The sequence below is a fragment of the Kitasatospora sp. NPDC056446 genome (assembly GCF_042796115.1).
In the GTDB taxonomy this organism is placed as follows: domain Bacteria; phylum Actinomycetota; class Actinomycetes; order Streptomycetales; family Streptomycetaceae; genus Kitasatospora.
Genome location: NZ_JBHTRF010000001.1, coordinates 296,647 through 321,930, shown reverse-complemented (window position 1 = coordinate 321,930; position 25,284 = coordinate 296,647). Strand labels below are relative to the sequence as shown.

17 protein-coding genes and 2 pseudogenes are annotated in these 25,284 nt (G+C 72.7%); 9 read left to right on the top strand and 10 right to left on the bottom strand.

Going from position 1 to position 25,284, the window contains the following annotated elements:
* Window positions 1-14: 14 nt before the first annotated feature.
* From ACFQ6N_RS01550 to ACFQ6N_RS01525, 6 genes are all read right to left on the bottom strand, one after another.
* Window positions 15-1,748 (bottom strand): acyl-CoA dehydrogenase family protein, encoded by a 1,734-nt coding sequence (locus ACFQ6N_RS01550; protein ID WP_380646121.1) that lies wholly within the window; start codon window positions 1,746-1,748, stop codon window positions 15-17.
* The gene (locus tag ACFQ6N_RS01545; RefSeq protein WP_380646120.1) at window positions 1,745-3,439 is read right to left on the bottom strand and encodes an acyl-CoA dehydrogenase family protein; all 1,695 of its coding nucleotides are present in this window, start codon (window positions 3,437-3,439) and stop codon (window positions 1,745-1,747) included. Before ACFQ6N_RS01545 ends, ACFQ6N_RS01550 begins: the two co-directional genes overlap by 4 nt.
* On the bottom strand, window positions 3,436-5,190 hold the full coding sequence (locus ACFQ6N_RS01540) for a fatty acyl-AMP ligase (RefSeq protein WP_380646118.1): 1,755 nt from the start codon (window positions 5,188-5,190) through the stop codon (window positions 3,436-3,438). Before ACFQ6N_RS01540 ends, ACFQ6N_RS01545 begins: the two co-directional genes overlap by 4 nt.
* Window positions 5,191-5,233: 43 nt before the next feature.
* Window positions 5,234-5,935, bottom strand: a complete 702-nt coding sequence (locus tag ACFQ6N_RS01535) for a thioesterase II family protein (protein ID WP_380646117.1) — start codon at window positions 5,933-5,935, stop codon at window positions 5,234-5,236.
* 238 nt (window positions 5,936-6,173) lie between these two features.
* On the bottom strand, window positions 6,174-8,552 hold the full coding sequence (locus ACFQ6N_RS01530) for an FtsX-like permease family protein (protein ID WP_380646115.1): 2,379 nt from the start codon (window positions 8,550-8,552) through the stop codon (window positions 6,174-6,176).
* A complete protein-coding gene (locus ACFQ6N_RS01525) occupies window positions 8,552-9,319 on the bottom strand; it encodes an ABC transporter ATP-binding protein (RefSeq protein ID WP_380646114.1) in 768 nt (255 codons plus the stop codon). Before ACFQ6N_RS01525 ends, ACFQ6N_RS01530 begins: the two co-directional genes overlap by 1 nt.
* Window positions 9,320-9,428: 109 nt before the next feature.
* On the opposite strand from ACFQ6N_RS01525, the gene ACFQ6N_RS01520 reads away from it, so the two are divergent.
* Window positions 9,429-10,649 carry a sensor histidine kinase gene (locus ACFQ6N_RS01520; protein WP_380646113.1) on the top strand — a complete coding sequence of 407 codons (1,221 nt, stop codon included), beginning with the start codon at window positions 9,429-9,431 and terminating at the stop codon, window positions 10,647-10,649.
* Window positions 10,634-11,281: a response regulator gene (locus ACFQ6N_RS01515; RefSeq protein WP_380646112.1), complete on the top strand. Its 648-nt coding sequence runs from the start codon at window positions 10,634-10,636 to the stop codon at window positions 11,279-11,281. The genes ACFQ6N_RS01520 and ACFQ6N_RS01515 overlap by 16 nt, the downstream gene beginning before the upstream one ends.
* Before the next feature lie 175 nt (window positions 11,282-11,456).
* On the opposite strand, the gene ACFQ6N_RS01510 is transcribed toward ACFQ6N_RS01515, so the two are convergent.
* Window positions 11,457-11,954, bottom strand: coding sequence for a condensation domain-containing protein (locus tag ACFQ6N_RS01510; RefSeq protein WP_380646111.1), 498 nt, complete (start codon window positions 11,952-11,954; stop codon window positions 11,457-11,459).
* Window positions 11,955-12,197: 243 nt separating this feature from the next.
* Between ACFQ6N_RS01510 and ACFQ6N_RS01505 the strand changes: the two are divergent.
* The 5 genes and pseudogenes from ACFQ6N_RS01505 to ACFQ6N_RS01485 all read left to right on the top strand — a co-directional run.
* Window positions 12,198-12,602, top strand: a pseudogene (locus ACFQ6N_RS01505) (transposase); the annotation flags it as partial.
* Window positions 12,500-13,279 carry a transposase gene (locus ACFQ6N_RS01500; RefSeq protein WP_380646110.1) on the top strand — a complete coding sequence of 260 codons (780 nt, stop codon included), beginning with the start codon at window positions 12,500-12,502 and terminating at the stop codon, window positions 13,277-13,279. The pseudogene ACFQ6N_RS01505 and the gene ACFQ6N_RS01500, both read left to right, overlap by 103 nt.
* Before the next feature lie 53 nt (window positions 13,280-13,332).
* Window positions 13,333-13,932 carry a flavin reductase family protein gene (locus ACFQ6N_RS01495; RefSeq protein ID WP_380646109.1) on the top strand — a complete coding sequence of 200 codons (600 nt, stop codon included), beginning with the start codon at window positions 13,333-13,335 and terminating at the stop codon, window positions 13,930-13,932.
* Window positions 13,933-14,095: 163 nt separating this feature from the next.
* A complete protein-coding gene (locus ACFQ6N_RS01490; RefSeq protein ID WP_380646107.1) occupies window positions 14,096-14,230 on the top strand; it encodes a hypothetical protein in 135 nt (44 codons plus the stop codon).
* 135 nt (window positions 14,231-14,365) lie between these two features.
* Window positions 14,366-14,551, top strand: a pseudogene (locus ACFQ6N_RS01485) (DUF6879 family protein); the annotation flags it as partial.
* A gap of 583 nt (window positions 14,552-15,134) precedes the next feature.
* Here ACFQ6N_RS01485 and ACFQ6N_RS01480 read toward each other — a convergent pair.
* The 3 genes from ACFQ6N_RS01480 to ACFQ6N_RS01470 form a co-directional block, all read right to left on the bottom strand.
* Window positions 15,135-15,767 carry an AAA family ATPase gene (locus ACFQ6N_RS01480; RefSeq protein ID WP_380646106.1) on the bottom strand — a complete coding sequence of 211 codons (633 nt, stop codon included), beginning with the start codon at window positions 15,765-15,767 and terminating at the stop codon, window positions 15,135-15,137.
* A gap of 9 nt (window positions 15,768-15,776) precedes the next feature.
* Window positions 15,777-16,229: a hypothetical protein gene (locus tag ACFQ6N_RS01475; RefSeq protein WP_380646105.1), complete on the bottom strand. Its 453-nt coding sequence runs from the start codon at window positions 16,227-16,229 to the stop codon at window positions 15,777-15,779.
* Window positions 16,230-16,333: 104 nt separating this feature from the next.
* On the bottom strand, window positions 16,334-18,142 hold the full coding sequence (locus ACFQ6N_RS01470) for a PAS domain S-box protein (RefSeq protein ID WP_380646104.1): 1,809 nt from the start codon (window positions 18,140-18,142) through the stop codon (window positions 16,334-16,336).
* A 159-nt stretch (window positions 18,143-18,301) separates the two neighbouring features.
* On the opposite strand from ACFQ6N_RS01470, the gene ACFQ6N_RS01465 reads away from it, so the two are divergent.
* Together ACFQ6N_RS01465 and ACFQ6N_RS01460 are read left to right on the top strand one after the other, a co-directional pair.
* Window positions 18,302-18,628, top strand: coding sequence for a hypothetical protein (locus ACFQ6N_RS01465; RefSeq protein ID WP_380646103.1), 327 nt, complete (start codon window positions 18,302-18,304; stop codon window positions 18,626-18,628).
* A 122-nt stretch (window positions 18,629-18,750) separates the two neighbouring features.
* Complete coding sequence (locus ACFQ6N_RS01460) at window positions 18,751-25,158, top strand: RICIN domain-containing protein (RefSeq protein ID WP_380646102.1); 6,408 nt, start codon at window positions 18,751-18,753, stop codon at window positions 25,156-25,158.
* Window positions 25,159-25,284: the final 126 nt, after the last annotated feature.

Here is a 25,284-nt window from a genome sequence, read left to right as displayed (position 1 = left end):
CCGGGCCGCGGGCCTCATCGGTAGCGGCGGGCCGACAGTCCGAAACCGCGGACCTCGTCGTCCCGCTCGAACAGCTCCTCGACCAGCGCGTCCTCGACCTCGGCCGGCAGGTCCGCGGCCCGGCCCGGGGCCCGGGACGCCAGCCGGGTGAACGCGGCGACCAGCCAGTGCGGCCGGCCGAGGAAGTCGTCGGCCGGCGCATGCCGGTGGATCCCCAGGCAGGCGGAGGCCGCGAGCAGCGCCGCGTACTCGGCGCCGAGCTCACGGACCGCCACGGGCGCGGCCACGGACAGGTCTGCGGGCCGCAGTCCGACGCACGAATCCGCCAGGGTGCGCAGCCGGGCGGTGTACGGCTCGACGAGCGGGCGCAGCCCGGCCGACGTCGAGTCCTCCTCGGCAGCCGCGTTGAGCGCGGCGGCGAGCACGTCCCGGCCGTTCGCGGAGATCCGCAGCCCGGCGAGGTCCAGCGGCGGGAGATCGCCGTCGGAGCCGAACAGTTCGACCGGGGCCGGGGCGCTGTCACGCCAGGAACGACGAGCCAGCAAGGGCAGCTGGGGCAACAGCGCCGACAGGCAGGCGGCTCTGGCGATGTGCCCGAAGCCGACCGGCTTGACGTCCCGCGCCATCTTTTGGAACACCGCGTGCTCGCCGTCCCGCCGGTAGAACTCCGAGCCCATCACCAGCGACAGCTGCTCCACGGCGTCCAGCAACACGCCGGACAGCAGGTACTTCACGGCGGGCGCGTACACGCTGCCCGATTCCGGTCGCACGTGCAGCGCCCGCGCGGCCACCGCGGCGAAGGCCTCGCAGAGCAGCAGGTCGGCGAAGGCGTTGGCGAGGGTGCTACGCACCATCGGGATGTCGGCGGCGGTGCGGCCGTACAGCCTGCGGCGGCGCACGTGGTGCAGGGTGACGCGCAGGGCGGTGTCGAGGATCGCGGTACTCATCCCGGGCAGGGCGGTGCGGGTGAGCTGGAACGCGCGGGCCGCCGTCTCCAGACCCGTCCCCGGGGCACCGACCAGGTCGTCGGCGCCGACCGGGAGACCCTCGACCCGGACGCCACCGAGGCGGACACCGCGCATGCCGACCGATCGGAAGCGGGGCAGCCCGGTCACCCGGTCGGGGTCGAATGCGGTGACGGGAAGGTAGAACTGCGAGCAGCCGCGCGGGCCTCCGGCCGGGTCCGTACGGGCCAGGAAGACGACGCCCCGGGCCCGGTCCAGGTTCGAGATGCTCTCCTTGCGTCCGGTGAGCCGGTGTCCGCCGGCGGTCGGGACGGCGGCGAAGTCGACCGAACCGATGTCGTTGCCGTGGGCGAGCTCGTGGAAGGCGCAGGAGAGCTTGCCACCGGCGAGCAGGAGGTCCGCCGCGTGACGCTGCTGGGTCTCGGAACCCGCCGTCCAGAGGTTGACGGCGCCCAGCAGCGAGCTGGAACAGTGGCCGAGGCCCAGACTCGGGTCGCGCCGGTAGACCGAGCGCATGAGGTCGATGAGGTGGTCGGCTCGGCCCAGCCGTCCACCGAGGCGTTCGGGGACGAACTCGGCGAGCACCCCGAAGTCGTCCAGGGCGCGTTCGCCTCCGGCCGGGGTGCGTTCGGCCTCGTCGGCGGCCACCACGGCCGCGAAGCCCGCCGGGTTGTCGGCGTCCCACGGGTCGCCGAGCAGGTTCTCCAGGGCCTCGGCACGGCCACCGAAAGCGGCGTCGGCCCGGGCCTCGGAGGGCGGATCGGATGGAACGGCGGCGGTCACCGGAGGTCCTCCAGCGGTCGGCGGAACAGGGAGGGGTGTGCTCCGGCATCGGAGAGCACGAGGCTGCCGAGTTCGTCGAAGACGGCGTCCGCTCGCCCGCCGGCCTCGTCCCCGAGCTGTTCGAGGACGAGGGCCAGGCAGCCGCGCAGCCAGCTGCCGCCGCGCCACCAGACGTCCGCCTCGGGTACCGGGCCGGACGTCCACAGGGCCAGGGCGGCGGCCCCGGCCCAGCACCACTCGTACCGCTCGGCGAGCCGCATGGTCGCGGTGGCCGGCGCTCCGGCGGTGGGGCACAGGCAGCGGATCGCGTCGAACAGCGCGCGTTTCGCGTCGGCCAAGGCCCGGGCCGGGCCGTCGGCGCCGCCGGTGCCCCCGGGGTCGACGCGAGCGGCCAGCGCGTCGAGTGCGCCGAGCACGGTGTCGCCACGGCTGAGCGGAGCGAGGGCGGACGGGTCGAGCGGCGCGCGGGGCCCGTCGGCGCGCAGCCAGTCGGTCACCGGAGCGGGCCGGTCGGCGGCCGGGGTGCGGACCAGCAGCGGCAGATGGGCGGCGAGCACCGCGCGGTTGACCCAGGTGCTGCCGTCGAAGATCGAGACGACCTGGTGGTCGCGCTCCAGCTTGCCGAAGGCCCCGTAGCCCTCGACGTCCAGCAGGAAGCCGCGGGCTCCCAACAGCTCTCCGATGAGCCGGAGTTGGCCCTGGATCAGGGTCGGTGCGAGCGCCTTGGCGATCGCCGAGACGGCGGCCAGTTCGCCGGGTGCCTCATGGGCGACGGCGGCCGAGGTGGCGGCGACGGCCTCGGCGAGCATCAGCCGGGCGACCGCCCGGCCGGCCACCACTCGGGCGTGCGGCAGATCGGCGAGCCAGCGGCCGTGCAGTCGGCGCTCCCGCAGGAAGCGGCGGAGCAGCCGCAGTCCGTGGTCACCCGCGCCGAGGGACAGCGCCACGCAGGCCGTACGCGTCAACTGAAGCGCCTTGAGGGACAGCTCGATTCCGGCGCCCTCGTCTCCGACCAGCGCGCGGCCCGGCACCAGCGCGTCGTCGAACTCGACTCCGCTGATGTCCGCACCACGGATGCCGTGGGTCGGCAGCTTGGGCATCGGACGGACGGCACCGACGGCGAGTTCGTGCTTGTCCACCAGGAACACGCTGAAGCCCCGCGGGCCCCCGGCCGGGTCGGTGCGGGCGAGCACGCAGAGGAAGCGACCGCGGGTGGCGTTGTTCACCGGCCACTTCCGCCCGTTCAGGCGCCAGCCCGGGCCCTCGCGGACGGCGGTGACCTCACCGGCCAGCAGGTCGCTGCCCCGGCCGGGTTCGGTGAGGCCCCAGGCCACGGCCTCGCCCGCGAGGACATGGCGGGCCAGGCTCTCGGCCTGGGCCGCGTCGCCGCCGACCCAGACGGAGGCGGCGCCGAGGAAGGTCTTGCCGTGGGCCACCGCGACCGTGATGTCCCGCGCGGCGACCGCGCGCAGCGACGCGTGCAGCTGGTCCAGGTGCTCCAGCCTGCCGCCCCGGCGGCACGGGACGTAGAGGCCGGCCACACCGTGGCTGTCCAGGGCCGCGCAGGCCTCGGCGGGGAAGGACTCGGCCTCGTCGTGGCGGGTGAGCAGCACGGGGTCGAACGGGCCGCCGGCCTCCGACCAACGGTCCAACTCGGCCGCCAGGCCCGGGGGGCGGTCCACCGTGGTCACCGGGACTCCCCCGTGACCGCCTCGGCACGGGCCCGGTAGCCGTCGGACCAGACCGGTCGCAGTTCACCGTCGAGGTACTGGGCGCGCATTTCGGCCCGGCGGACCTTGCCACTGGTGGTGCGCTGCACGCCGCCGCGCCGCATCAGCAGCACCGCGTCCGCGCGGAGCCCGAACTCCCGGGCCACCGTATTGCGCAGCTTGCCTGCGAGGTCGGCGAGTTGTTCATCCGGGACGAGCCTGCGGACCTCGTGGATCAGGACCAGCCGGTCCTCACCGTCCGCACCGCCGGGGACGGTCACCGCGGCTCCCACGGTGTCGCGCAGCTGCTCGTGGTTCAGACGCAGCTCGTGCTCGATGTCGTGCGGGTAGATGTTGCGGCCGCGGATGATCATCATTTCCTTGATGCGGCCGGTCACGAACAGCTCCCCGTCGACCAGCGTGCCGAGGTCGCCGGTGCGCAGGAAACCGCCCGCCGCGCCCACCGTCCGGCCGAAGGTCTCACCGGTCGCCGCCTCGTTGCGCCAGTAGCCGCGCACCACGGAGGGACCGCTCAGCCAGATCTCGCCGACCTGACCGCCCGGCAGCTCCCTCGACGTCGCCGGGTCGACGATCCGCACGTCGAGGTCACGCGGGGCGCCGCAGCTGACCAGGGTGCGGACCGGTCCGGCGCCGGCCGGGCGCACGGCGTCCTGCTCCAGCGCGGCCGCGTCGCAGCGCAGCACCACGGGCTCGCGGCTTGGGGTGGTGGAGACCAGCAGGGTGGCTTCGGCCATGCCGAAGCAGGGTGCGAAGGCGTCCGGCCGGAAGCCGGCGGGCGCGAACTTCGCGGCGAAGTCGGCGAGAACGCGGGCCTTGACCGGCTCGGAGCCGTTGACGGCGAAGCGCCAGCGGGAAAGGTCCAGCCCGTCGAGCTCCTCCTCGCGCACCCGCGCGGTGCACAGCTCGTACGCGAAGTTCGGCGCCGCAGAGAGGGTGACCCCGAAGGCGCCGAGCATCTCCAGCCAGGCGCGCGGCCGGCGCAGGAAGGCAGCCGGACTCATCAGGACGGTGCCGACGCCGCCGAGCAGGGGCGAGAGCAGCAGCCCCATCAGGCCCATGTCGTGGTAGTTCGGCAACCAGCCGCCGAAGCGCTGGCCCTCCTCGAAGCGGAAGGCCTCGGCGGTGGTGGCCGCGTTGGCCAGCAGGTTGCCGTGGGTGACCATGCTGCCCTTCGGGTCCGACGTGGAACCGGAGGTGTACTGCAGCAGCGCCAGGGTCTCCCGGTCGGCCGGGTGCACCCGGACGTCGGACACGTCACGCGCCGGGTCGAGCTCCGGGCGGAGCACCGGCGCGTGGAGGCCCTCCTGCGCGGCCCAGGCCGTCACCTCGGCGTGGTCGTCGGCGGAGGTGAGTACGCACGCGGCGTCGGCGTCGCGGGCGATGCCGAGCACCCTCCGCCGGTCGTGCCGGTAGCGGCCGGGCATCGAGGAGGGCACCGCGACCATGCCGGCGTAGAGGCAGCCGAGGACAGCGGCGACGAACTCCGCGGAGGTCGGGTAGAGCAGCAGCACCCGGGCGCCGGGTTCACAGGCCCGGCTCAGTTCCTGCGCGAACACCCGTGCCTCGTGGTCGAGTTCGGCGAAGGTGAGGCACTGGGCGGAGGCCGGGTCCGCAGGGTCGGTGACGATCGCGACTGCCGGGTCGGCGCCGGTCCGCCGGGCGCGTTCCGTGAAGACCGTGCTGACGCTGGTAGCGCTGTGGAGGTCCACCATGCTCGGGTTCTCCAGATCGGTGGTAGGGGCGGTCGGTCGGGGCTCAGGCGGCGCCGTGGGCCGTGAGCCGGGTACCGGGCAGCCAGGGCGCGATGGTGTCGAGCACCGGTGCCTCGTCGACGAGGTAGAAGTGGTCGCCGGCCAGGGTCCGCGCGGCGAACCGGCCCGTCGTGCAGGCCCGCCAGCGGGTGAGGTCCTCCGGGCCGACGTCCGGGTCGGAACTGCCGCCCAGGGCCAACAGCGGTGCCCGCAGCGCGATCGGCGGGGAGCGGACGTAGCGTCCGGCGAGCTTGAAGTCCGCTCGGATCGAGGGCAGGACCAGCTCCAAGAGTTCCGGCGCGGCCGCCAACTCGCCGAAGGACCGGTTGAGCCGGCGCACCTCCTCGACCAGTTCCCGGTCGCCGAGTTCATGGCGCGCATGCGGTTCGCGGTGGTGCGGGGCCCGGGATCCGGAGACCACCACCAGGTCGGCCGGGCGTCCGTGGCGGCGCTCCAGCTCCAGCGCCACCTCGTAGACGACGGCGGCGCCCATGCTGTGGCCGAACAACACCAACGGGTCGGCCAGGAAGGGCTCCAGGGCGTCCGCCACCGGCCGTACGACCTCCGGCATGCTCTCGACCGGGTCCTCCGCCAGACGGTCCTGCCGCCCCGGGTACTGGACCGCGTGCACCTCGACGTCGTACGGCAGTCCCCTCGGCCACGTCCGGTAGGCCTGTGCCGTGCCGCCCGCGTGCGGGGCGCACACGATGCGGCAACGCGGCCGAACGACCCGGTTGCAGGCCCGGAGCCACCGGGTGCGGGTCCGCGGGTCAGGAACAGTCACTGTGATCGCCTCCCATTGCGCTTCCCGTACAGCACAATGAGCGTCGCTATCAGGCTTCTATACGGCCTTCTATAGGACGGCGGAAGAGCGGCGCACGGTACGGGGCCGGAAAGGCGGGAGCGCTGCTCCGGGTCGGGGGTGTCCCGGAGCAGCGCCCGTCTCAGATCTCCGCGCGGCGCATGGTCTTCCAGGTGACCACCGCGCTCGCGGCGATCGCCAGGGCCAGTGATCCGAGGATCACCGCGGCCAGCGTGGAGAGGTTCAGGTGGAGCCCGACGTCCGCCTTGGTGACCTGGGAGAGCCCGGAGGCCATTCCGGACAGCGGCGGCAGCGTCACCAGGACGCCGAGCACCGCACCGATGCCGACCACCAGGGAGGTCTCCCCGACGGCGAACGCCAGCAGCTGTTTGATCGTACCGCCGGCGGACTTCATCACCGCGAAGTCGCGGCGCCGGCCGTGTGCGGCCATCGCCATGCTGTTGGCAACGGCGATCCCGCTGTAGCCGACCGCGATGGCGATCAGCATCGCGGCGAGGCTGTCGGTCAGCCGGGCGTCCGTGTTGTAGCTGTCCAGGGCGTACTCGACGGCGTCGTGGGTGGCGGTCCCGGGGATCGCGACCGGCTTCACCTGTTCGGGGACGAAGACGTCGTCGTTCAGCGCGGCCGGGTCATGGCTCCGCACCAGGCTGCGGGACATCACGAAGTCACCGCGCGCGGGGTCGTCCGGCAGGACCTCGGCGATGCGCAGTCGCACGGTGGTCCCGTCCGCGAAGCGCACCGGGTACTGGTCACCGGCCTTGACGCCGAGCCAGGTGGCGACGGACTCCCCGAGCACCGCCTCGCCGGGTCGGCCCCAGTTCGGATCACGCGATCCCAGGGCGTCGATCACCACGGTGGAACCGTCCGCCTTGTGCACGAACGCGCGGGTCGGCAGGGCGGCCTTGCCCACCGGGTTGGCGGCGACCACCTCGTCGGTGTTGCCCGGGGTGCCGTCATTGGTCACGATCGCCTGGCCCGCGAGCTTCAGCGCGTCTCCGGCCGGATAGGCCACCCGCATCGTCTCGACCATGCCGCTGAGCAGGACGGCGAACCCGACCGCCGCGATCACGGGCGCCGCCATCGAGGCGGCGCGGCGCGAACTCGCGGTCAGCTCCGCCCGGATGAGCATCGGACCGGCCGAACCCGAGCGTCCGAAGGGACTGGTCACCGCCCTGCCCACCGGCCCGACGAAGACCGGGGCGAGCAGTGCGGCGGCCACGATCAGCACCATGGTGGCCGCGATCGCCATGTTGACCCGGTTGTCCGCAGCGGCGGTGGCGGTCATCACCGCGAGCACCGCCCCGAGGCCGAGCACCACCAGGCCGGAGGACAACCGGGCGCGGCTCATCGACCGGTTGCCGGAGCGGCTCTCGAGCAGCGCCTCCAACGGGGCCACCCTGGCGGCCAGCCGGCTCGCCGCCCACGCGCCGATCACGCTGACGCCGACGCCGATCGCGGTGGCCGTGAGCAGCGGCCACGCCGCCACCCGCACCGCCATGTCCGGCGGGGCCACGTCCAGGCGGAGCAGGATGTCGCGCAGCAGCGGTGCGGCCGCGATGCCGGCCAGGCAGCCGGCCACCGACCCGAGCAGGCCCACGGCGGCCGCCTCGCCCAGGACCATCCGGCGCACCTGCGCGGGGCTTGCGCCGATCATCCGCAGCAGACCGATCTCGCGGCGCCGCAGGCCGGTCGCCAGGACCAGCATGGAGGCGACCACGAACGCGGTGGTGAACAGGCCCAACGTGGCCATCGCGGCGATCAGTTGAGTGCCGAGGAAGCGCTTGTGGTCGAGGTACTGGGGCTGGATCGTGGAGCGCCCGTCGCCCGAGACCACGCTGCCTTGGTCCCCGACGGCGGCGCGGGCCGCCGCGGTCAGCTCACCTGCCGCCGCGCCGGGGGCGGCCAGCAGAGCGATCACTCCCACCCCGGGTTCCCGCTGAGCGGCGCTCTCGTCGCTGAAGTAGAAGCCGGGGCCGTCGACCGTGCCGACCACCGTGAAGTCGCTGCGTCCGGCGGTGAGGTTCACGGTGAGCTTCCGGCCCGCCTCGACGCCCAGCGCCCGGTCGACCGCCACTTCGTCGGCGGTGTTCGGGGCCCGGCCGGAGACCAGCCGGTACGGGGCCAGTCCGGTGCTGGAGAAGCCGTGGCCGGCGTCCGCGGCTCCGTCGTCGCGGACCGGTGCGCCGTCCCGGAAGGCCTGGGCGTAGAAGGTGCGGTCGATCACGACGGAGCCCACACCGGGCACCGAGCGCAGCTTGCCGATGAGCGCGTCCGCTTCGGCCTTGCTCCATGGGATCCGGTCCTTGGGGCTGCCGTTGCGGTCGGTGGCCTGTACCGGGAGTACCAGCGCGGTGGCGGCCTCCAGCCGCGGCAGGACCGTCGGTTTGGCCGAGTCGTAGATCACCAGGGTGGTCGAGATCAACGCGACGCCGACCAGGACCGCCATGAACGAGGCCAGGAAGCTCGTCCAGCGCTCGCGTACGTTGGCGATGACCAGCATCAGGACTCCAGGCGGGTCATGTGGGCCGAAACGGCGGCGGCGTTGCGGGCGGTGGACTCGGGGCTGAGGGTCACCCGGTCGGCGATCCGGCCGTCCTTGAGGAAGACGACGGTGTCGGCGATGGCGGCGGCGACCGGGTCGTGTGTGACCATGATCGTGGTCTGCTCCTCCTGGTCGACCAACTGGCGTAGCAGAAGCAGCACTTCGCGCGAGGTCTTGGTGTCCAGGGCGCCGGTGGGCTCGTCCGCGAAGAGCACGTCGGGGCGGGTGACCAGGGCCCGGGCGAGGGCGACACGCTGTTGCTGGCCGCCGGAGAGCTGGCTCGGACGGTGTCCGGCCCGGTCGGCCAACCCGACGACGCGCAGTGCCTCGGCGACCTGGTCGCGGCTGACCTTGCGGCCGGCGAAGCGCGACGGCAGCTCGACGTTCTGCGCGGCGGTCAGCGACTCGACCAGGTTGAAGGCCTGGAAGACGAAGCCGATGTGGTCACGCCTCAGCTTGGTCCGCTCGCGCTCGGTCTGCGCGCCGATGTCCACTCCCGCCACCATCACCCGCCCGTCGGTCGGCTGGTCCAGACCGGCGGCGCACTGGAGCAGGGTGGACTTCCCGGAACCGGACGGTCCCATGATCGCGGTGAGGGTTCCCCGCGGAAAGCCGAGCGATACGCCGTCCAGTGCGGTCACCGCCCGCTCGCCCGAGCCGTAGACCTTGCGAACGGTGTAGAGCTGGACCGCGTCCGCCGTGGGTGCCTGCTTCGTAGTCGTCACACAGAGCATTCCACCGATTCAGCGGGCCACCTGCATTGATCCGGGCCCTACTCCAAAGGTATTGCCAGCACTACCTTTCCGTGCGCGCCCCCGGGTTAGGGTACTTGGCATGCGTCCCAAGACGGCCTGGCAGGCGATGGCCCAACATCCGTTGAGCTTCCTGACCTCCAGTTGGCCGTGGCGCTCGGTCGCCTACCTGGCGAGCGGGGTGCTGGTCGGGGCGGCCGCGGTGGCGGTGCTGGCCGCCGGTCTGGTGATCGGCCTGGTGCTGCTGGTCGTCCTGGTCGGGGTGGCTCCGTTGGTGGGGGTCGTCCTCTCCTCGATGACGGTTGCCACCATCGAGCGCCGCCGGCTGCGGCTGGTCGACCTGGACGACACCCCGAACCCCCACCGGGAGCCGGAGGAGAGAGGAGTGCGCGCATGGATCTCCACCCGGCTGACGGAGCCCGTGACCTGGCGCGAACTGGGCTTCACCCTGATGTCGGCGGCCGCGCTGTGGTGGCTGGACCTGCTCGTGCTCTTCTTCTCCTTCGGGGTGCCGGCGCTCAGCTTCGAGGCGGCCGACGGCGACACCTGGCCGTGGGCCGTCTTCGGCGCCTTCGTGCTGCTCGCCTCGCCGTACACGGTGACCTCCTGGGCCGGAGCGCGCGCCGCGCTCGCCCGGACCATGCTCGCCCCGCGTGACGAAGAGCTCGGCAGCGCGCTGCAGGAGGTGCACGCGTCCCGTGTACGGCTGATAGACGCCTTCGATGCCGAACGGGTCCGGATCGAGCGGGATCTGCACGACGGCGCGCAGCAGCGGCTCATCTCCCTGGGGATGACGCTCGGACTCATGCACCTGGACACGCCCGAGGGATCGCCGCTGAGCGCGCAGCTGACCGAGGCACAGGCGCAGCTCTCCGCCGCCCACGAGGAACTGCGCACCCTGATCCGCGGTCTGAATCCACCGGTGCTGACGGACCACGGGCTGGCCGCCGCGGTGCGGGAGCAGGCCAGCCGGTTCCCGCTGCCGGTCGAGGTCGACCTGAGCCTGCCCGGCCGACTGCCCCGGCACGTCGAGACCAATGTCTATTACCTGATCAGCGAGGCCATGACCAACATCGCCCGCCACAGCGGCGCCGCGAGCGCGAAGGTGTCCGGGCGCTACCACGCCGACCTTCTCGTCCTGGAGATCTCGGACGACGGACACGGCGGCGCGGACCCGGCCCTGGGCAGTGGCCTGACCGGACTCGCCGACCGCCTCACCGCGGTCGACGGGCGCATGCGCGTGTCGAGCCCGACGGGTGGCCCGACCCTGTTACACGTGGAGATCCCATGCCACTTCGGGTGATCGTCGCCGAGGACGCGGTCCTGCTCCGGGAGGGCCTGGTCGGCCTGCTGCAACGCTTCGGGCACCGCACCGTCGCGGCCGTCGGCGACGCGGACGCCCTGGCCGAGGCCGTCCGCGCCGAACAGCCGGACCTGATCGTCACGGATGTGCGGATGCCGCCGTCGAACAGCGACGACGGACTGCGCGCAGCCGTGGCACTGCGCCGGGAGCACCCGGGGCTGCCGGTGGTGGTGCTGAGCCAGTACGTCGAACAGTCCTATGCGGTACGCCTGTTGGACTCGGACAACGGGGCCGCCGTGGGCTACCTGTTGAAGGAGCGGATCGGAGCGGTCAGCGACTTCATGGCCACCCTGGACCGGGTGGCCGCCGGCGGCACGGTGGTGGACCCGGAAGTGATCCACCAGTTGGTGCGTCTTCGCCAGGATCCGCTGGCGCGGCTGAGCGCGCGCGAGAAGGAGGTGCTGAGCCTGATGGCACAAGGTAGGTCGAACGCGAATTTGGCAGCGGAACTTTTCATCAGCGACGCTGCCATCAACAAGCATATTGGTAATATCTTCACCAAGCTCGATCTGCCAGTCGACGCCGACGGACACCGCCGCGTCCTGGCTGTCCTGCGTTTTCTGCGGGCATGATCGGGCGCGGGTCTCGCTTCGCCACAAGACGACGGGAATGACCGACTCATCCCACAGAAGGACTCGTCACACGCCGGCGACACAGGCGTCTGCCGGGCATGAGCGCAGAGCACGCAAACCGGGGGCTAATCAAATGGCGCACAGCCGAACATTTCTCTCGACCGATCAGACGGAATCAATCCGCCTCGCCAGATCCTGTTCGCTCCCGCCGCGGCCGATGCCGCCGGTCGAGCACCGGGTGAGTCCGTTCCCCGGCTGTCTCCTGCCTCCCCTCACCAGAGTGTGAACCCGGGGGTCGCTTCCCCTTCCTCCACCCCAGCGCGGCTCTGGCGCACTTCACGGTCCGACGCCACCCACGCCGGGCGGCCTCCGACGGCTCCGCCTCGGCCCGCAGGTCCACCACTGTCAGCCCGGCGTCCACCTCGGCCCGGACGACCTGGTACACCTCGCCTTCGTCCCCGAAGCCGGCCCGCAGCGCCTCGGTCTCCGCCACCGCGAGGGCCACGGCCCGGCGCAGCAGCCCGGGGTCGAGGCCCTCGGCCTCGAAGTGGACGCCACACTGGTACAGCGGGCTCTCGGGCTCCATGCGCTGCGCCACCCACACACCCAGTTGCGCGGCGGTCACCGGCATGCGGATGTCGCGGACGTCGTTGCGAACCTCGGAATGTGCCAACCGACTCACGCTCCCAGAACGGCCTACAGGCTGCGGGGCACCGTCACACGCGACCGGTCCCGCACGTACACGGCAGATGCTCGGACCACTCACGAAGGCCGCGGTCCACTGCGGGAGGCTCATCTCGGCCCCTATCGCGTTCCTATAGCGGGGCTCGGCGATCACTTACTGACCTTGGCGCTTTGAGGTGATTGGCCTGTTTGTGTAGCTGACTGGCGGTCATTTGCGCGCTATGCCGTTGGTATGCGCTATGCGGATGGGGGCGGACTGACGGCGAAGGCACGTCAGCGCCGCGAGGCGGTGCGGCTGGAGGCCGCCGCGTTGTTCGACGAAGGCGTCCCTCCGAGGGAGGTCGCACGCAGGTTGCGGGTGACCGTGAAATCGGCCTACCAGTGGCAGCAGGCCTGGCGGGAGGCCGGGGTCGGCGCGCTGGCTTCACGGGGACCGGGCGGGCAGCGGTGCAAGCTGTCGGCACGGTGCCAGGACAAGCTCGCCGAGTACCTCGAGCAGGGGCCGGCCACGCACGGCTGGGACCAGGACCAGGTGTGGACCGGTGCGCGGGTGGCGACGCTGATCGGCCGCAAGTTCCACGTGTCGTACAGCGTCTCGGGGGCCACCCGTCTGATGCGCCGGCTCGGCTTCACGCCGCAGGTCCCCGCGCGGCGGGCCGCCGAGCGCGACGAGCAGGTTGTGACCGCGTGGAGGGAGGTGACCTGGGCGGAGGTAAAAGCGCCCGGGCGGCCTGCGGCGGATGGCTCTGTTTCGAGGACGAGGCCGGGTTCACCCGCAGACCGCCCAAGGGACGCACGTGGGGACGGCGCGGCGTCACCCCGGTCGTCAGAGTCTGCGGCCGCGGCTCCGGACGCGTCTCCGTCGCAGGCCTGATCGCCGTGCGGCCGGGCTCACGGACCCGGATGTGCCACCGGCTGCGACGGCACAGCGGGCGCAAAGGCGAGCGCCGCAGCCTGTCCGAGCGCGACTACATCGGTCTGATAGACGGGGTCCATCAGCTGGTCAAGGCACCGATCGTGTTGGTGTGGGACCGGCTGAACACCCACGTCTCCCATGCCATGCACGACCTGGTCGACGCCCGGGACTGGCTGACCGTGTTCGTGCTGCCCGCATACGCACCCGAGCTGAACGCGGTCGAGTACCTGTGGGCCCACGTCAAACGCAGTCTGGCGAACCTTGCCAGCGTCGCCCTCGACCGGCTCGAAACCCTCGTCCGCAACCGCCTCAAACGGCTGCAGTACCGCTCCGACCTCCTCGACGGCTTCCTCGCCGGGACCGGACTCTCCCTCGACCTCCCACCACCATCACCCTGAAGCGACGAGATCAGTATAGGCGTCGCATAGCGGTCCCGCCGACGGTGACGGGCATGGACAGTCCGATCGGACCCGGCACACGCACCGCCCTGCGGCCACCGCGGGCCCCGTCAGCCGCGACACGAACGTCGGCCTCGCACGCCTCCGACCCCGACGAGCGAGAACTCCGCAGCACGCTGGGCCACTTCTGCACCGGCGTCGCCGTCATCACCGCCCTGGACGACGGACCGCTCGGCTTCACCTGCCAATCCCTCACCGCGCTGTCGCTCGCGCCGGCGCTGGTCACCTTCGCGGCAGCGAACGGCTCGCGGAGCCTGCCCCGGATCGTTCGCAGCGGCGCCTTCAGCGCCAACGTCCTGGCCGCCGACCAGGAGGCGCTCGGCCGGCGCTTCGGCAGCGCCCAGCAGGACCGCTTCGTCGGCGTGGAGTGGCGTCCGTCCCCCGTATCCGGCACCCCCCACCTCGTCGACGCCCTGGCCTGGATCGACTGCCGGGTGCACGAGGTCCTCCCCGGCGGGGACCACACCATCGTCGTCGGCCGGGTCACCGACGTCGCCCAGTGCGGCGGAGATCCGCTCCTCTACTTCCGAAGCCAGTTCCGTCGGCTCGCCTCTCTGACGACTGCCGATGTCGGCCATTCCGACCCCAGGTGAGCTCGGGACGCAGAACCGCGCAACGGCGGATCAGGTCTCCTCGTCGCCCGGCCACCCGGACCCACGGCGCGGATGTCCGGCCCATGAAACGGGATGGGACTGACGGTTCGTCTCTGGAGAGGGACCTGAACATGGTCACACGAAGGAGTACTACGACGACGCCTTGCTGACGGACCACGGGATCGACTACAAGCCCTGGTACGCCACCATCAAGGACTTCCTCGAGAACGGCGTCCAGGTCCCGCCCACGTCCGTTTCCCCCGTTCCCCGCCCCACGACGGCCTTGTGGAACATGTGACGCCAACACGCCGACAGGCGTGTCCCGGATCCCCGGCGGGATCGGGGTCGGCTCGGCTCTCGGTGTCGAATGAGGGCTGGTAGGCGCCGGGGGCGTCGTTCGGGGCGTGGATCTTTGCCTCTCACCGAGTTCGGAGGCGTTCGGCATGATCCGGCTGTCCGGTCGGCCTGGTGGCAGCTGTGGCTCGACGTGGTGGTCGAGGCAATCTCGCGCGGCGTGGAGATCCGTCGAGTCCGGATCGTCTCCGAGCCGGTGAGTGAGAACATTCGCTACGAGTACGACGTGACGTTCCCCAACGTCGCGGCGGGTGAGCAGGTCCGTTGAGGACGACATCCGGACGTGGTGCCGCGCTTGCGGGGCGGAAGACCAGCTCCCGGACCTGATCACCGCCGCGCGAGCCGTGGACTCGTTGTACACCGAGTGGCGGCGCATGGAGCGTATCGGCTTGCGGGCCGTCCAGGAGTCGGTGTTCGACTCCCTACACCCCCGTAGGTGGACAGGCCTCCTTCTTCGTAGCGGTTCGAGTCGGTGCAAGCCGATATGCTCGACGCGCCGACCGACGGGCCATCGGAACCCTGATCGTTACAGTCAGGACCCCGAACGTCTGACACATGTTGCCCTACCGACCCGGAGCCTGGCCGCACTGGGACGGCGTCCCTCCAGGCGATGGACAAACCTGGCCCCGCAGAGGTCGCCCGACCCAGGGTCTCGGCCGCCGTACCGTTTGCAGGTCCTCCCCGCTCCGGCGGGGGTCAGCCCCAATGCAGGCAGTCGACGTCACACGGCTCACCATCTTCCCCGTGCCTGCGGGGGTCTGCCAGTGACAAGCGTCCCTCATCCGCTCCTCGCCGCGTCTGCGGAGGTGTCGCTCGCGCATGGCAGAGGTGTGGCGCCCGGGCCTGGGTCAGTCGAAGCGGATGTGCTTGGCGCCCGTCCAGGCCCGGCGAAGGGTTCCCCGCCAGGCGCTGTCGGTGTTCGGGGAGAGTGTCAGGCCGGAAGAGGCGGCGATGTGGTCGGCGACCTGGGGGACGGTGAGGTCGTCGGTCCACAGGTGCTCGGCGAACTCCTCCCCGCGCAGGCGGTCCAGGCAGAGGTCGAGCTTGGACAGGGCGAAGCTCTCCCGGCGCAGCGGAGCGTCCTTCCCGGCGAAGAGCCGCACGGCGTGTCCGAAGCCGCGTTCCCGCAGTCGCCGCACCACGGTCTCCCGGGAGGCGAGCAGGGCGAAGTGCCGGACGTCGTGGCCGCGTTCCCGCAGCCGGCCGACCGTTTCGCGGAAGTACGACGGTTCCACGACCGTCATCGGCACGACGACCGTGCCGTCGTGCCCGGTGAGGGCGCGGTCCAGGACCTCGTAGACGCCCTGCCGCCAGGCCGGGAGGTCCTGGAAGTCCCCCCGTTGCGCGGGCGGCATCATGCGGTGCAGGCCGAACCCGACGTGTTCGGGGTCGCAGACGACGCTGCCGGGGAGCCGCCGCCGGATCTCGTGCGCGGCCTGGGTCTTGCCGCCGCCGAACGGCCCGTTGATCCACAGGAGCATGCTCCGACCCTACGCGCCGGGCGCGGGGAGGCGGGAAAGGCATGGTGCGGCCTTCAGGGCTCGGAGCAGCGGGCCGGCGGTCGCGAGGACGAAGAGGCCGAAGAGGGTGATGGGCAGCAGGCCGACGGGGCGTAGGAGCCAGGCCGGGTTCTCCTGCAGCCGGGGCCAGTTGACGATCCAGTTGGCGAGGACGTCGAGGGCCATCACGGCGCCGGCCAGTCGGACGCCGACGGGCCGGAGGCGGGCCACCAGGACGGCGACGGTCGGGTCGAGGACGGCCAGGCTGACGAAGAGCACCTGGAGCGGCGGCGGCGCGAAGGAGGCGTAGACGTGGATCCCACCGCCGATCAGGTCGAGGAGGTGGGCGCAGGTCCCCTCCAGGAAGCCGATCAGGTACACCGCGAGCGTCCGTCGCGCCCACGGCGGCTGTCCCGTCCATCGTTCCCGCAGTCCACCCCTCATCAGGTCAACCTATGCGGGTGTCCGGCGTCGATCAAAGGCCGGGTAGCGATGCGGTGAGACGGCGTGAGCGGCCGCCCCCGTCACGCCGCCGTCCTGCCGCCGACTCACCCCGGGCGGCCGGCCCCGTCCTGTATCCAGTCGCTGATGTCCTCGACGTGGGTGAGCAGGAAGCTCGGGCCCTCGCCCGCGTCGGCCACGATCGAGTTCCGCACCCGTACCCACTGGTAGTCGCCGCCCCGCCGGACCAGCCGTACGTTGGCCCGGCCGCCGTCGGCGTTGGCGTGTTCCAGCAGGGCGCGGTCCTCGGGGTGGACGAGGTCGGCGAAGGTCTGCCGGCGCAGCACCGCGCGGGGGCGGCCGAGCAGGTTGCAGAGCGCGTCGTTGACCCTGCTGAGCAGGCCGCGCCCGGTGCCGTGCAGTTCGGTGATGGCCATCCCGCTGGGGGCGTACTCGAAGGCCTGACGGAAGCTCTCCTCGCTGGCCCGCAGGGCCTGCTCCTCCTTCTCCATGCGGGCCAGCGCCCGCTGCATCTCGGCCCGCAGCCGGGCGTTGCCGATCGCGATGGACGCCTGCACGGCGAACCTCTCCAGCGCCTGTGCGGCGGACGGGTCGGGCCGTTTGCCGCTGCGCGGGCGGTCCACGGAGAGAACGCCGAGCAGGTCGCCGCCGGCGCTGTACATCGGGGCGAGGAGGGCGTCGGAGGGGTGCCAGTCGTCGGCGTACACGGGCAGCGGGCCGTTCCCGGTCCAGCTCGGGATGTCGTCGGCGACGGCCCAGCCGCGGCCGTACGGCAGGAAGCGCAGGCCGCCCCAGTGGTCGCTGACGCCGAGCAGCCGGTCCCAGGAGCGCCGGGAGCCGATCTGGCCGAGCAGGACGGAGGGGCCGCCCATCGGGCTCTCCTCCAGCTCCCAGACGGCTGCCACCACGAGGTCGCCGTCCGGGCGGACCAGGCTGACCGCGGCGGCGTCGAAGCCGAGCCCGTGCACCGCGCCCTCGACGACGGCCTGCAGCGTGCCCGCGAGGCTGCGGGCAGCGTTGAGGTCCATCAGGATCCGGTGCGATGTCTCCGAGTCGACCAGTTCCCGGGAGTGTGCCGCCTCCGTCGCCGCTTCCCGTGCTGCCGCTTCCCTCGCTGCCGCCTCCTCCGCCGCCGCGGCCCGCTCGGCCTCCCTCGCGGCTTCGGCCTGCGTCTCGGCCTCCGCCTGCGCCTGTGCCCGGTCGCGCTCGGCCTTGAGGGCGTCCTCGGCGGCGAGCAGGCGGGCCTCCAGCCGCAGGCACTGCTCCTCCGCCTCGTGCTTCAGCGCCCGGGCGCGCAGCAACTCCTCCCGCAGGGCTTCGAGTTCGGTCTTGAGTCCGAGGATCTCCTCCCTGAGCTCGTCCGCTCCGTCGGGCCCGGCATAGAGGTCGAGTTCGGAGGATCCCGAGGCGTAGCGGGCCGCTGCCCAGTCGGTCTCCAGCTGCCGGTAGCGCTGTTCGGCCTGCCGGGCCTGCTCCTCGACCGCTTCCAGGGCGCGGAGCAGGACGCGTTCCCGCACGCTGGCGCGGTGGAGTTCGCGTTCGGCCGCGCCCAGGCTCTCCCGGAGCCGGTCGAGCTGGTGGTGGGAGGGGTTGCGCACCCGCAACGCCTCCAGGCGCAGCTGGTGGGCCTGGGCCCGGACGCTGTCGGTGACGGGGTTGCCGTTGAGTTCGGCGACCTGTTGCAGGAGGGCGTCGACGAAGTCCGTGGGAGCGATCCGCTCGCCGCTGAGGTAGCGGGAGACCGACCCCTTGTCCCGGCAGACCCGGGTGGAGAGCCTGGTGAGCGAGATGCCGAGGGCCTCGAAGAGCTGGTGCAGGAAGCCGACGAAGGCCTCGACTTCGGGCTCGTTGTCCCGCCCGCGCCGTTCGGGTCGCCCGGTCGGTTTCTCCAGCACGCTGCCCCCTCGTCAGGTTCTCCGGCGTTGCATCCGATTGGCAACCGTTGCGGCTGGTGCAACGCCGGCGTCTGGCGGAAGCGTAGGCGACGGCCCGGACAGCCCGGGCGGGGACGGCGGGTGGGGACGGCAGGTGCTGCCGGACCGCCCTCCCGTCCGATGCACGAGGAACACGAAGGAACGGAGAAGCAGAGCGTGGACGAGTCGGGCTCGCCGGGTGGGGCGCGGGGCGCATCGGGTTCGGGCTGGGACGGGGTGGAGCGGCGGTCGCAGCCGTCACTGCCCTCGCGGGAGCGGGAGCGGGAGCGGGAGCGGGAGCGGGAACAGGAACGGGAGGAGGCGCAGCGGGGCCGGGCTGGGGCGGGGTGGCGTCCGGGACGCCTGGGTGAGCAGCTGGTGGTCGGGGTCGGGTCCACCGTCGGTGCGAGCGCCGTGATCTGGGCGGTGCAGTTCCTCGTCTCGCACGTGGTCGTGCACTGGCGCTGAGCCGGTCCCGCCCGGGCCGGGCCGGTGCGTTGATCGCTTGTCTACCGGCTCCGCGTTCGATGGCGCACAGCACCCGGTCCCGGGTGTCCTCCGACCTGCTCGAAAGAGGGTTCGCAGACGCGATGCGTCCGAACAGTCCCCACCCCCACCCCCACCCCTCCCCGGCCCGTCGCCGGCGGAGATCCGGCCCGATCGCGCTGCTCGCGCTGACGGTGTCGGCATCGCTCCTGGCCACCGGCCTGATCGATCCGCCGCGCGCCACCGCGGTGAACCCCGGCCCCGGGCCCACCCTGCATCCCTGCCTGAACGCCAGCAGGGAACGCCCGACCGGCGTCGTCTACCGCGGCGTCTCGCTGAACCGGATAGAAGACGCCCCGCTCACCGTCGGCACCCGCAACAGCGACGCCGCGACGGACCCGGCCGCCGTGTTCCGTGACGGCCTCGTCTCGCGTGGTGTCCGGGCCGGGCAGCCGGTCTACGACCTGCGCCGGCACGTCAGCGGCAAGGACGCCAACGGCACGGACAACAGCGGCTACGTCAGCACCACGGACGATTCGTCGGTGGCGTACAGGTTCGCCATCGACGGGATCTCACAGATCGTCGACGAGAAGGACGGGACGAGGAGCTACCGGCGCTCCGGCCTGATCTACGAGATCAGGCCGAACGGGAACTTCTTCTACATCCCCGACCAGTTCGGTGCGGTCGGCAATCCGATTCCGGCCACGGGGGCGTCCGAGTCGGAGTGGGCCGCGATCGGCTCGATCCCGGCGGGGGACGTCCTCAAGGCGTGGCAGATCGACAAGGTCGAGAAGTACAGCGCCGAGGACCCCGAGAGCCGCAGGAGAACCAAGATCGGCGAGAGGTGGGAGGCCACCGGCCCCCTCACGAACCCCGCCGTGAACCACGTGGAGGTGCGTCCGGAGGACGTCACCGCGCCGGGCTGGAGCCAGACCGCCCAGGTCGGTGCCCCGGCGCCGAACGCCAAGGACACGGACGCCTGTCTGCGGCAGGAGCCCTGCGCGCAGCAGCCCACCGTCCCCGCTCCGCAGGCCCGGGCCGCGCTGCGGCAGACCATGCTGTCGGCCGGCGGGGGCGCCTCGCCGAAGGCGGCCTCGGCCGGCGCGCCGCCCGCCGCGGCCGGCGTGACCGCGGCCGGGCTCGCGGCGAGCGATCCGACGGGCGACCCGGCGAGCGCCGCGACGGACACCCCGACGAACGCCCCGACGAGCGCCCCCGCGAGCGGCGCGCCCGGCGGGCCGCTGCCCGCCGACGGGGCGGTGGTCCAACTGTCCGCCGCCGCCTCCGCGTACAGCCCCGCCTACGACCTGGACGTGCGCAACGGCGCCACCGCGAACGGCACGGCCGTACAGGCCTATTCGCGCAACTGCACCACCTCGCAGAACTGGCGCCTGCGCGCGGTGCCGGGCGGCGGCTTCGCCCTGGAGACCGGACTCGCCCAGGGCGCCGTCCTCCAGCAGGACCTCTACTCCCACGCCACCGTCCTGGGGCCGCTGCAGAACGACGGCGCCGGGAAGCCGAACGGCGGCCCGAACCAGCAGTGGCAGTTCAAGCCGGTCGGTGACGGCACGTTCACCGTCGTCAGCGCCGCCGACCAGCGGTGCCTGACCATGGCCGGGCAGGAATCCACCGGGCTGAGCGCCCAGCCGTGCGACGGCGGGACGGCCCAGAAGTGGACGCTGTCCGCCCCGTGCACGAAGCCCGATCCGTCCGGGCCGGGCGCCGGGCGGACGGTTCCCGGCTTCCCCGCCCTGAACTGGCCGACGGTCAAGGGGCACCCCGAGCTCACCTGGCCCGCGCTCCCGGGCGCCCCGGGCATCCCGTGGCCGTCCGTCCCCGGCTACCCGGACGTCCCCCTGCCGGGGCACCCGGACCTGCCGCAGGTCGACTGGCCGGGGGCGCCGCAGCTGCCGGTGACCGCGTGGCCGCCGCCGGTGCTCGGCGACACCCCGACCCCGTGGCCGTCGGTCCCCGGTCGCCCGGACATCCCGTGGCCGGTCATGCCGGGCACCTCCGGTGTGCCGTGGCCGGTGCTCCCGACGGCCGCGACCCCGGGCGCCGATCCCGGTAGCGAGGTGACACTCCCCGGGCGGCCGAAGCCCGCCGCGCCGAGCGTCGCCGGGCACCCCGAGCTCACCTGGCCGACCGTCCCCGGCCACCCGGACGTGAAGTGGCCCGCGCTCCCGGGGCACCCGGACGTTCCGTGGCCCGGCCACCCGGCCATGCCCGCCGTCTCCTGGCCGGGCGCGCCCACGCTGCCGGACTTCGCGTGGCCGACCGATACCGGCTTCCCGTCATGGACCTGGCCGTCGGTCCCCGGCTTCCCGGGCGTGCCGTGGCCCTCGCTGCCCGGCCTCCCGCACACTCCGTGGCCGTCCACGTCCGGCTTCCCGGGCGCGCCGGCCACCCCGCCGCCGCCGACCGGGGCCGAGCTGCCCGCCCAGCCGGGCCGGCCGGACCCCGGGCAGACGCCGGTGCCGACTCCCACGCCCACCCCGACGCCCTCGCGCGACTGCCGGACGCGCGAACCGAGTCCGAGTCCGACGCCGACGACACCGACGCCGAGCACGTCCGCGAGTACGTCCCCGAGCGCCAGCCCGAGCCCGAGCCCGTCCGCGAGCACGTCCCCGTCCCCGAGCACGTCCCCGAACCCGAGCACAAGCCCGACCTCCGACCCCGGCACCGACCCCGGCACCGGCGGCAACCCCGGCGGCGGCCCCGGCGGCGGCCCGGGCGGCGGCCCCATCCCCGCGCTCCCCGCGATCGGCCTGCCCGGCTTCCCCCCGCTGCCCAGCTTCCCCTCCTGGAGCTTCGGCCCGGGCGGTCCCGGCACCGGTCCCGGCACCGGTCCCGGTGGCGGCCCCGGCGGGTCCGACGGCGGTCAGCGGCCGGATCCGGCGCAGGGTATCGGCCTCGCGTCCGTGGCCGACCCGCAGCTGGTGCCGGACGTGCGGTCCTCCGTGCCCGCCGCCGGTACGCCCGTCCAGGCCTGGCAGCCGAACGGCACCGACGCCCAGCGCTGGGCGTTCTGGGACCGCGGCAACGGCAACTGGCTGATCGAGACCCGGCTCACCTACGGCGGCAGCCGCCCGCAGGAGCGGATGGTCCTCGCCCAGGACACGGGCACCCACCAGACCTCCCTCCAGGCCGCGGCGGCGGACCGGGCGGACCGGCTCTGGAAGTTCGCCGACGCCGGGAACGGGTCGTCGACGATCACCAACGGTGACGGCGGAGGCTGCCTGACCCTGTCGGCCGCCGGCCGGCCGCTGACGGTCAGCGCCTGCAACGGCTCCGACCAGCAGAAGTTCCGCCTGACCGGCCCGACCGACGGCACCGGAAACGGCGGCAACCCCGGCGGCGGCACCGGTGGCAACCCCGGCGGGGGCACCGGCGGCGGTGCCGCTGCGCCCGTCTACTCGGCGTTCCCCGGCAAGTGCCTGGACGTCACCGGCGGGAACACCGCCGACAACACCCCGGTCCAGCTGTACGACTGCAACGGCACCGACTCCCAGCGGTGGAGCCCGTCCGCGAGCAGTGGCGTCTTCGCCCTGAAGGCGTTCGGCAAGTGCCTCGACGTGGCCGGGAGCGGCACCGCCGCCGGCACCCGGGTGGGCCTGTACGGCTGCAACGGCAGCGTCGCGCAGAACTGGCAGCAGGGGAAGGACAGTTCGCTGGTCAACCCGAACTCGGGCAAGTGCCTGGACGTGAAGGACGGCACCGCCGTGAACGGCACCGCCCTGCAGATCTGGGACTGCAACTCCACCGACTCGCAGCGCTGGGGCCTGGGCAGCGTGCCGCCCAGGGCGGCCCAGCCGCCGGCGCCGAAGCCGGGCAGCGGCCCGGTGGTCAACCCGGGCATCGGGGCCGGGCAGGTGGCCGGGCTGGTCTCGGCGAACAACGGGATGGTGGCGGACCTCGACGGTGCGAACACCGGCTCGGGCACGTCGATCAAGGCCCTCGGCCCGAACGGCAACGACGCCCAGCGCTGGGCCTTCTGGACCACCGCGAACGGCCGCTGGATCATCGAGACCCTGCTCACCGACGGCAAGACCGCCGCCGGCCAGGGCATGGTGATCGACCACGACCCGGGCAACCACCGCACCCACCTCATCCGCACCATGGACGGCAACGCCAACCAGCACTGGGCCTTCCACGACGCGGGCGGCGGCTGGTTCTGGATCACCAGCGACACCGACAACAACTGCCTCACCGCCACCGGCTCCGGCGAAGCCCTCGCCATCAACCCCTGTGACGGCACCAACCGGCAGAAGTGGCGCCTCGGAGACGTCTCCAACGGCCCGAACCCGCCCGGTCAGCCCAACCCGCCCAACCCGGCCACCGGCCCGGCCGTCAACCCCGGGGTCCGCAACAACCAGGTGGCGACGCTGCGCTCGGCGAACAACGGGATGGTGGCGGACCTGGACCGTGCGAACACCGGCTCGGGCACCGCGATCAAGGCCCTCGGCCCGAACGGCAACGACGCCCAGCGCTGGGCCTTCTGGGACGCCGGCAACGGCCGGTGGATCCTGGAGACCCTGCTCACCGACGGCAAGACCGCGCCCGGCCAGGGCATGGTCATGGACCACGACCCGGGCAACCACCGAGCCCACCTCATCCGCACCATGGACGGCAACGCCAACCAGCACTGGGCCTTCCACGACGCCAGCAACGGCTGGTTCTGGATCACCAGCGACACCGACAACAACTGCCTCACCGCCACCGGCTCCGGCGAAGCCCTCGCCGTCAGCCCCTGCGACGGCTCCGACCGCCAGCGGTGGCGGCTCGACAACTCCGCGCAGGGCCCCAGCGCACCCAGCCCGGCGACGGGCGCGGTGGTCAACCCCGGGGTCGCGGACAACCGCGTCGCCACCCTGACGTCCGCGAACAACGGGATGGTGGCGGACCTCGACGGCGGCGTGGCCAACTCCGGCACGTCGATCAAGGCCCTCGCCCCGAACGGCAACGACGCCCAGCGCTGGGCCTTCTGGACCACCGCGAACGGCCGGTGGATCCTGGAGACCCTGCTCACCGACGGCAAGACCGCGCCCGGCCAGGGCATGGTCATGGACCACGACCCGGGCAACCACCGTACCCACCTCATCCGCACCATGGACGGCAACGCCAACCAGCACTGGGCGTTCCGGGACGCGGGCGGCGGCTGGCTCTGGATCACCAGCGACACCGACAACAACTGCCTCACCGCCAACAACCCCGGCGAAGCCCTCGCCGTCAGCCCCTGCGACGGCACCAACCGGCAGAAGTGGCGGCTGGACAACGTCGCGAACGGCCCGACCGCACCGCAGCAGCCCCAGCCGGGCCAGCCGGGCTCGCAGCCGGGCCAGCAGCCGGGCTCGTCCACCGGCCCGGTGATCCGGCCGGGCATCGGCAGCAGCCAGGTCGCGGCCCTGCGGTCGAACAACAACGGCATGGTCGCCGACCTCGACGGCGGCAGCACCGCCTCGGGCACCTCGATCAAGGCCCTGGGCGGCAACGGGAACCCCGCACAGCGGTGGGCCTTCTGGGACGCCGGCAACGGCCGGTGGATCATCGAGACCCTGCTCACCGACGGCAAGGCCGCCCCGGGCCAGGGCATGGTCATGGACCACGACCCCGGCAACCACCGAGCCCACCTGATCCAGAACCAGTCGGGCAACAACAACCAGCGGTGGACGTTCCACGACGCCGGGGGCGGCTGGTACTGGCTCATCAGCGACACCGACGGCGGCTGCCTGACCGCGAACAACGCCGGCGAACAGCTCGGCGTCTGGCGGTGCGACGGCTCCGACAAGCAGCGCTGGCGGCTGGACAACATCCAGGCCGGGCCGACCCCGGGCGGCGGTGGCGGCGGCGGCAACACCGGCGGCGGTTCCGGAGGCGGTGGCAACACCGGCGGTGGCGGTGGCGGTGGCAACACCGGCGGTGGCGGTGGCGGTGGCAACACCGGCGGTGGCGGCCCGCAGCCCGACAGCTGCGGCAGCCAGCCGCCGGGCGCCGAGCAGCGCAACGGCTGGATGTGGAAGGGCTGGAACCTCTGCCGCGGCAACGCGATCACCAGCGGCAACGCCGACCAGTGGACCACCCTCCAGATGCGGGACGACGGCACGCTGGAACTCGTCTACTCCTGGGTCAGCGACTTCACCGGCCGGGAGAACTCGGCCGTCGAGTGGACGGCACCGGGCAGCACCGGCTGCGGGCGGCGCGCCTCCATGCAGCTGGACGGCAACTTCGTGGTCTACGGCGACGGCGGCCGGGTCTGCTGGGGCTCCGGCACCGAGAACCACCCCGGGGCCTGGCTGAACGTCAACCAGACCGGCACCCTGTCGATCTGGTGGATCGACGACCGGGCGCTGCAGAACGCGGAGGTGGCGATGGGTCTGCCCCCGTTCAACCTCGCCCAGATCGGCTTCGACATCCTGATGTCCCTGGCCGCCTCCATCCCGCGTCTTCAGTGGCAGCAGGGAAGCCAGAACAGGATCCCGACGCCGAACTGCGGGAAGATCCACTGCACCTGACCCGGTGCGGCCGCCCCACCGGGGGCTGACCGCGTCACCGGATCCCGTGCCCCGGGGCCGGGTGGTCCGACACACCCCGGGAGCACCCGTGCCCGGCGGGGTGGCCGGCGGTTATGAATGGCGGGT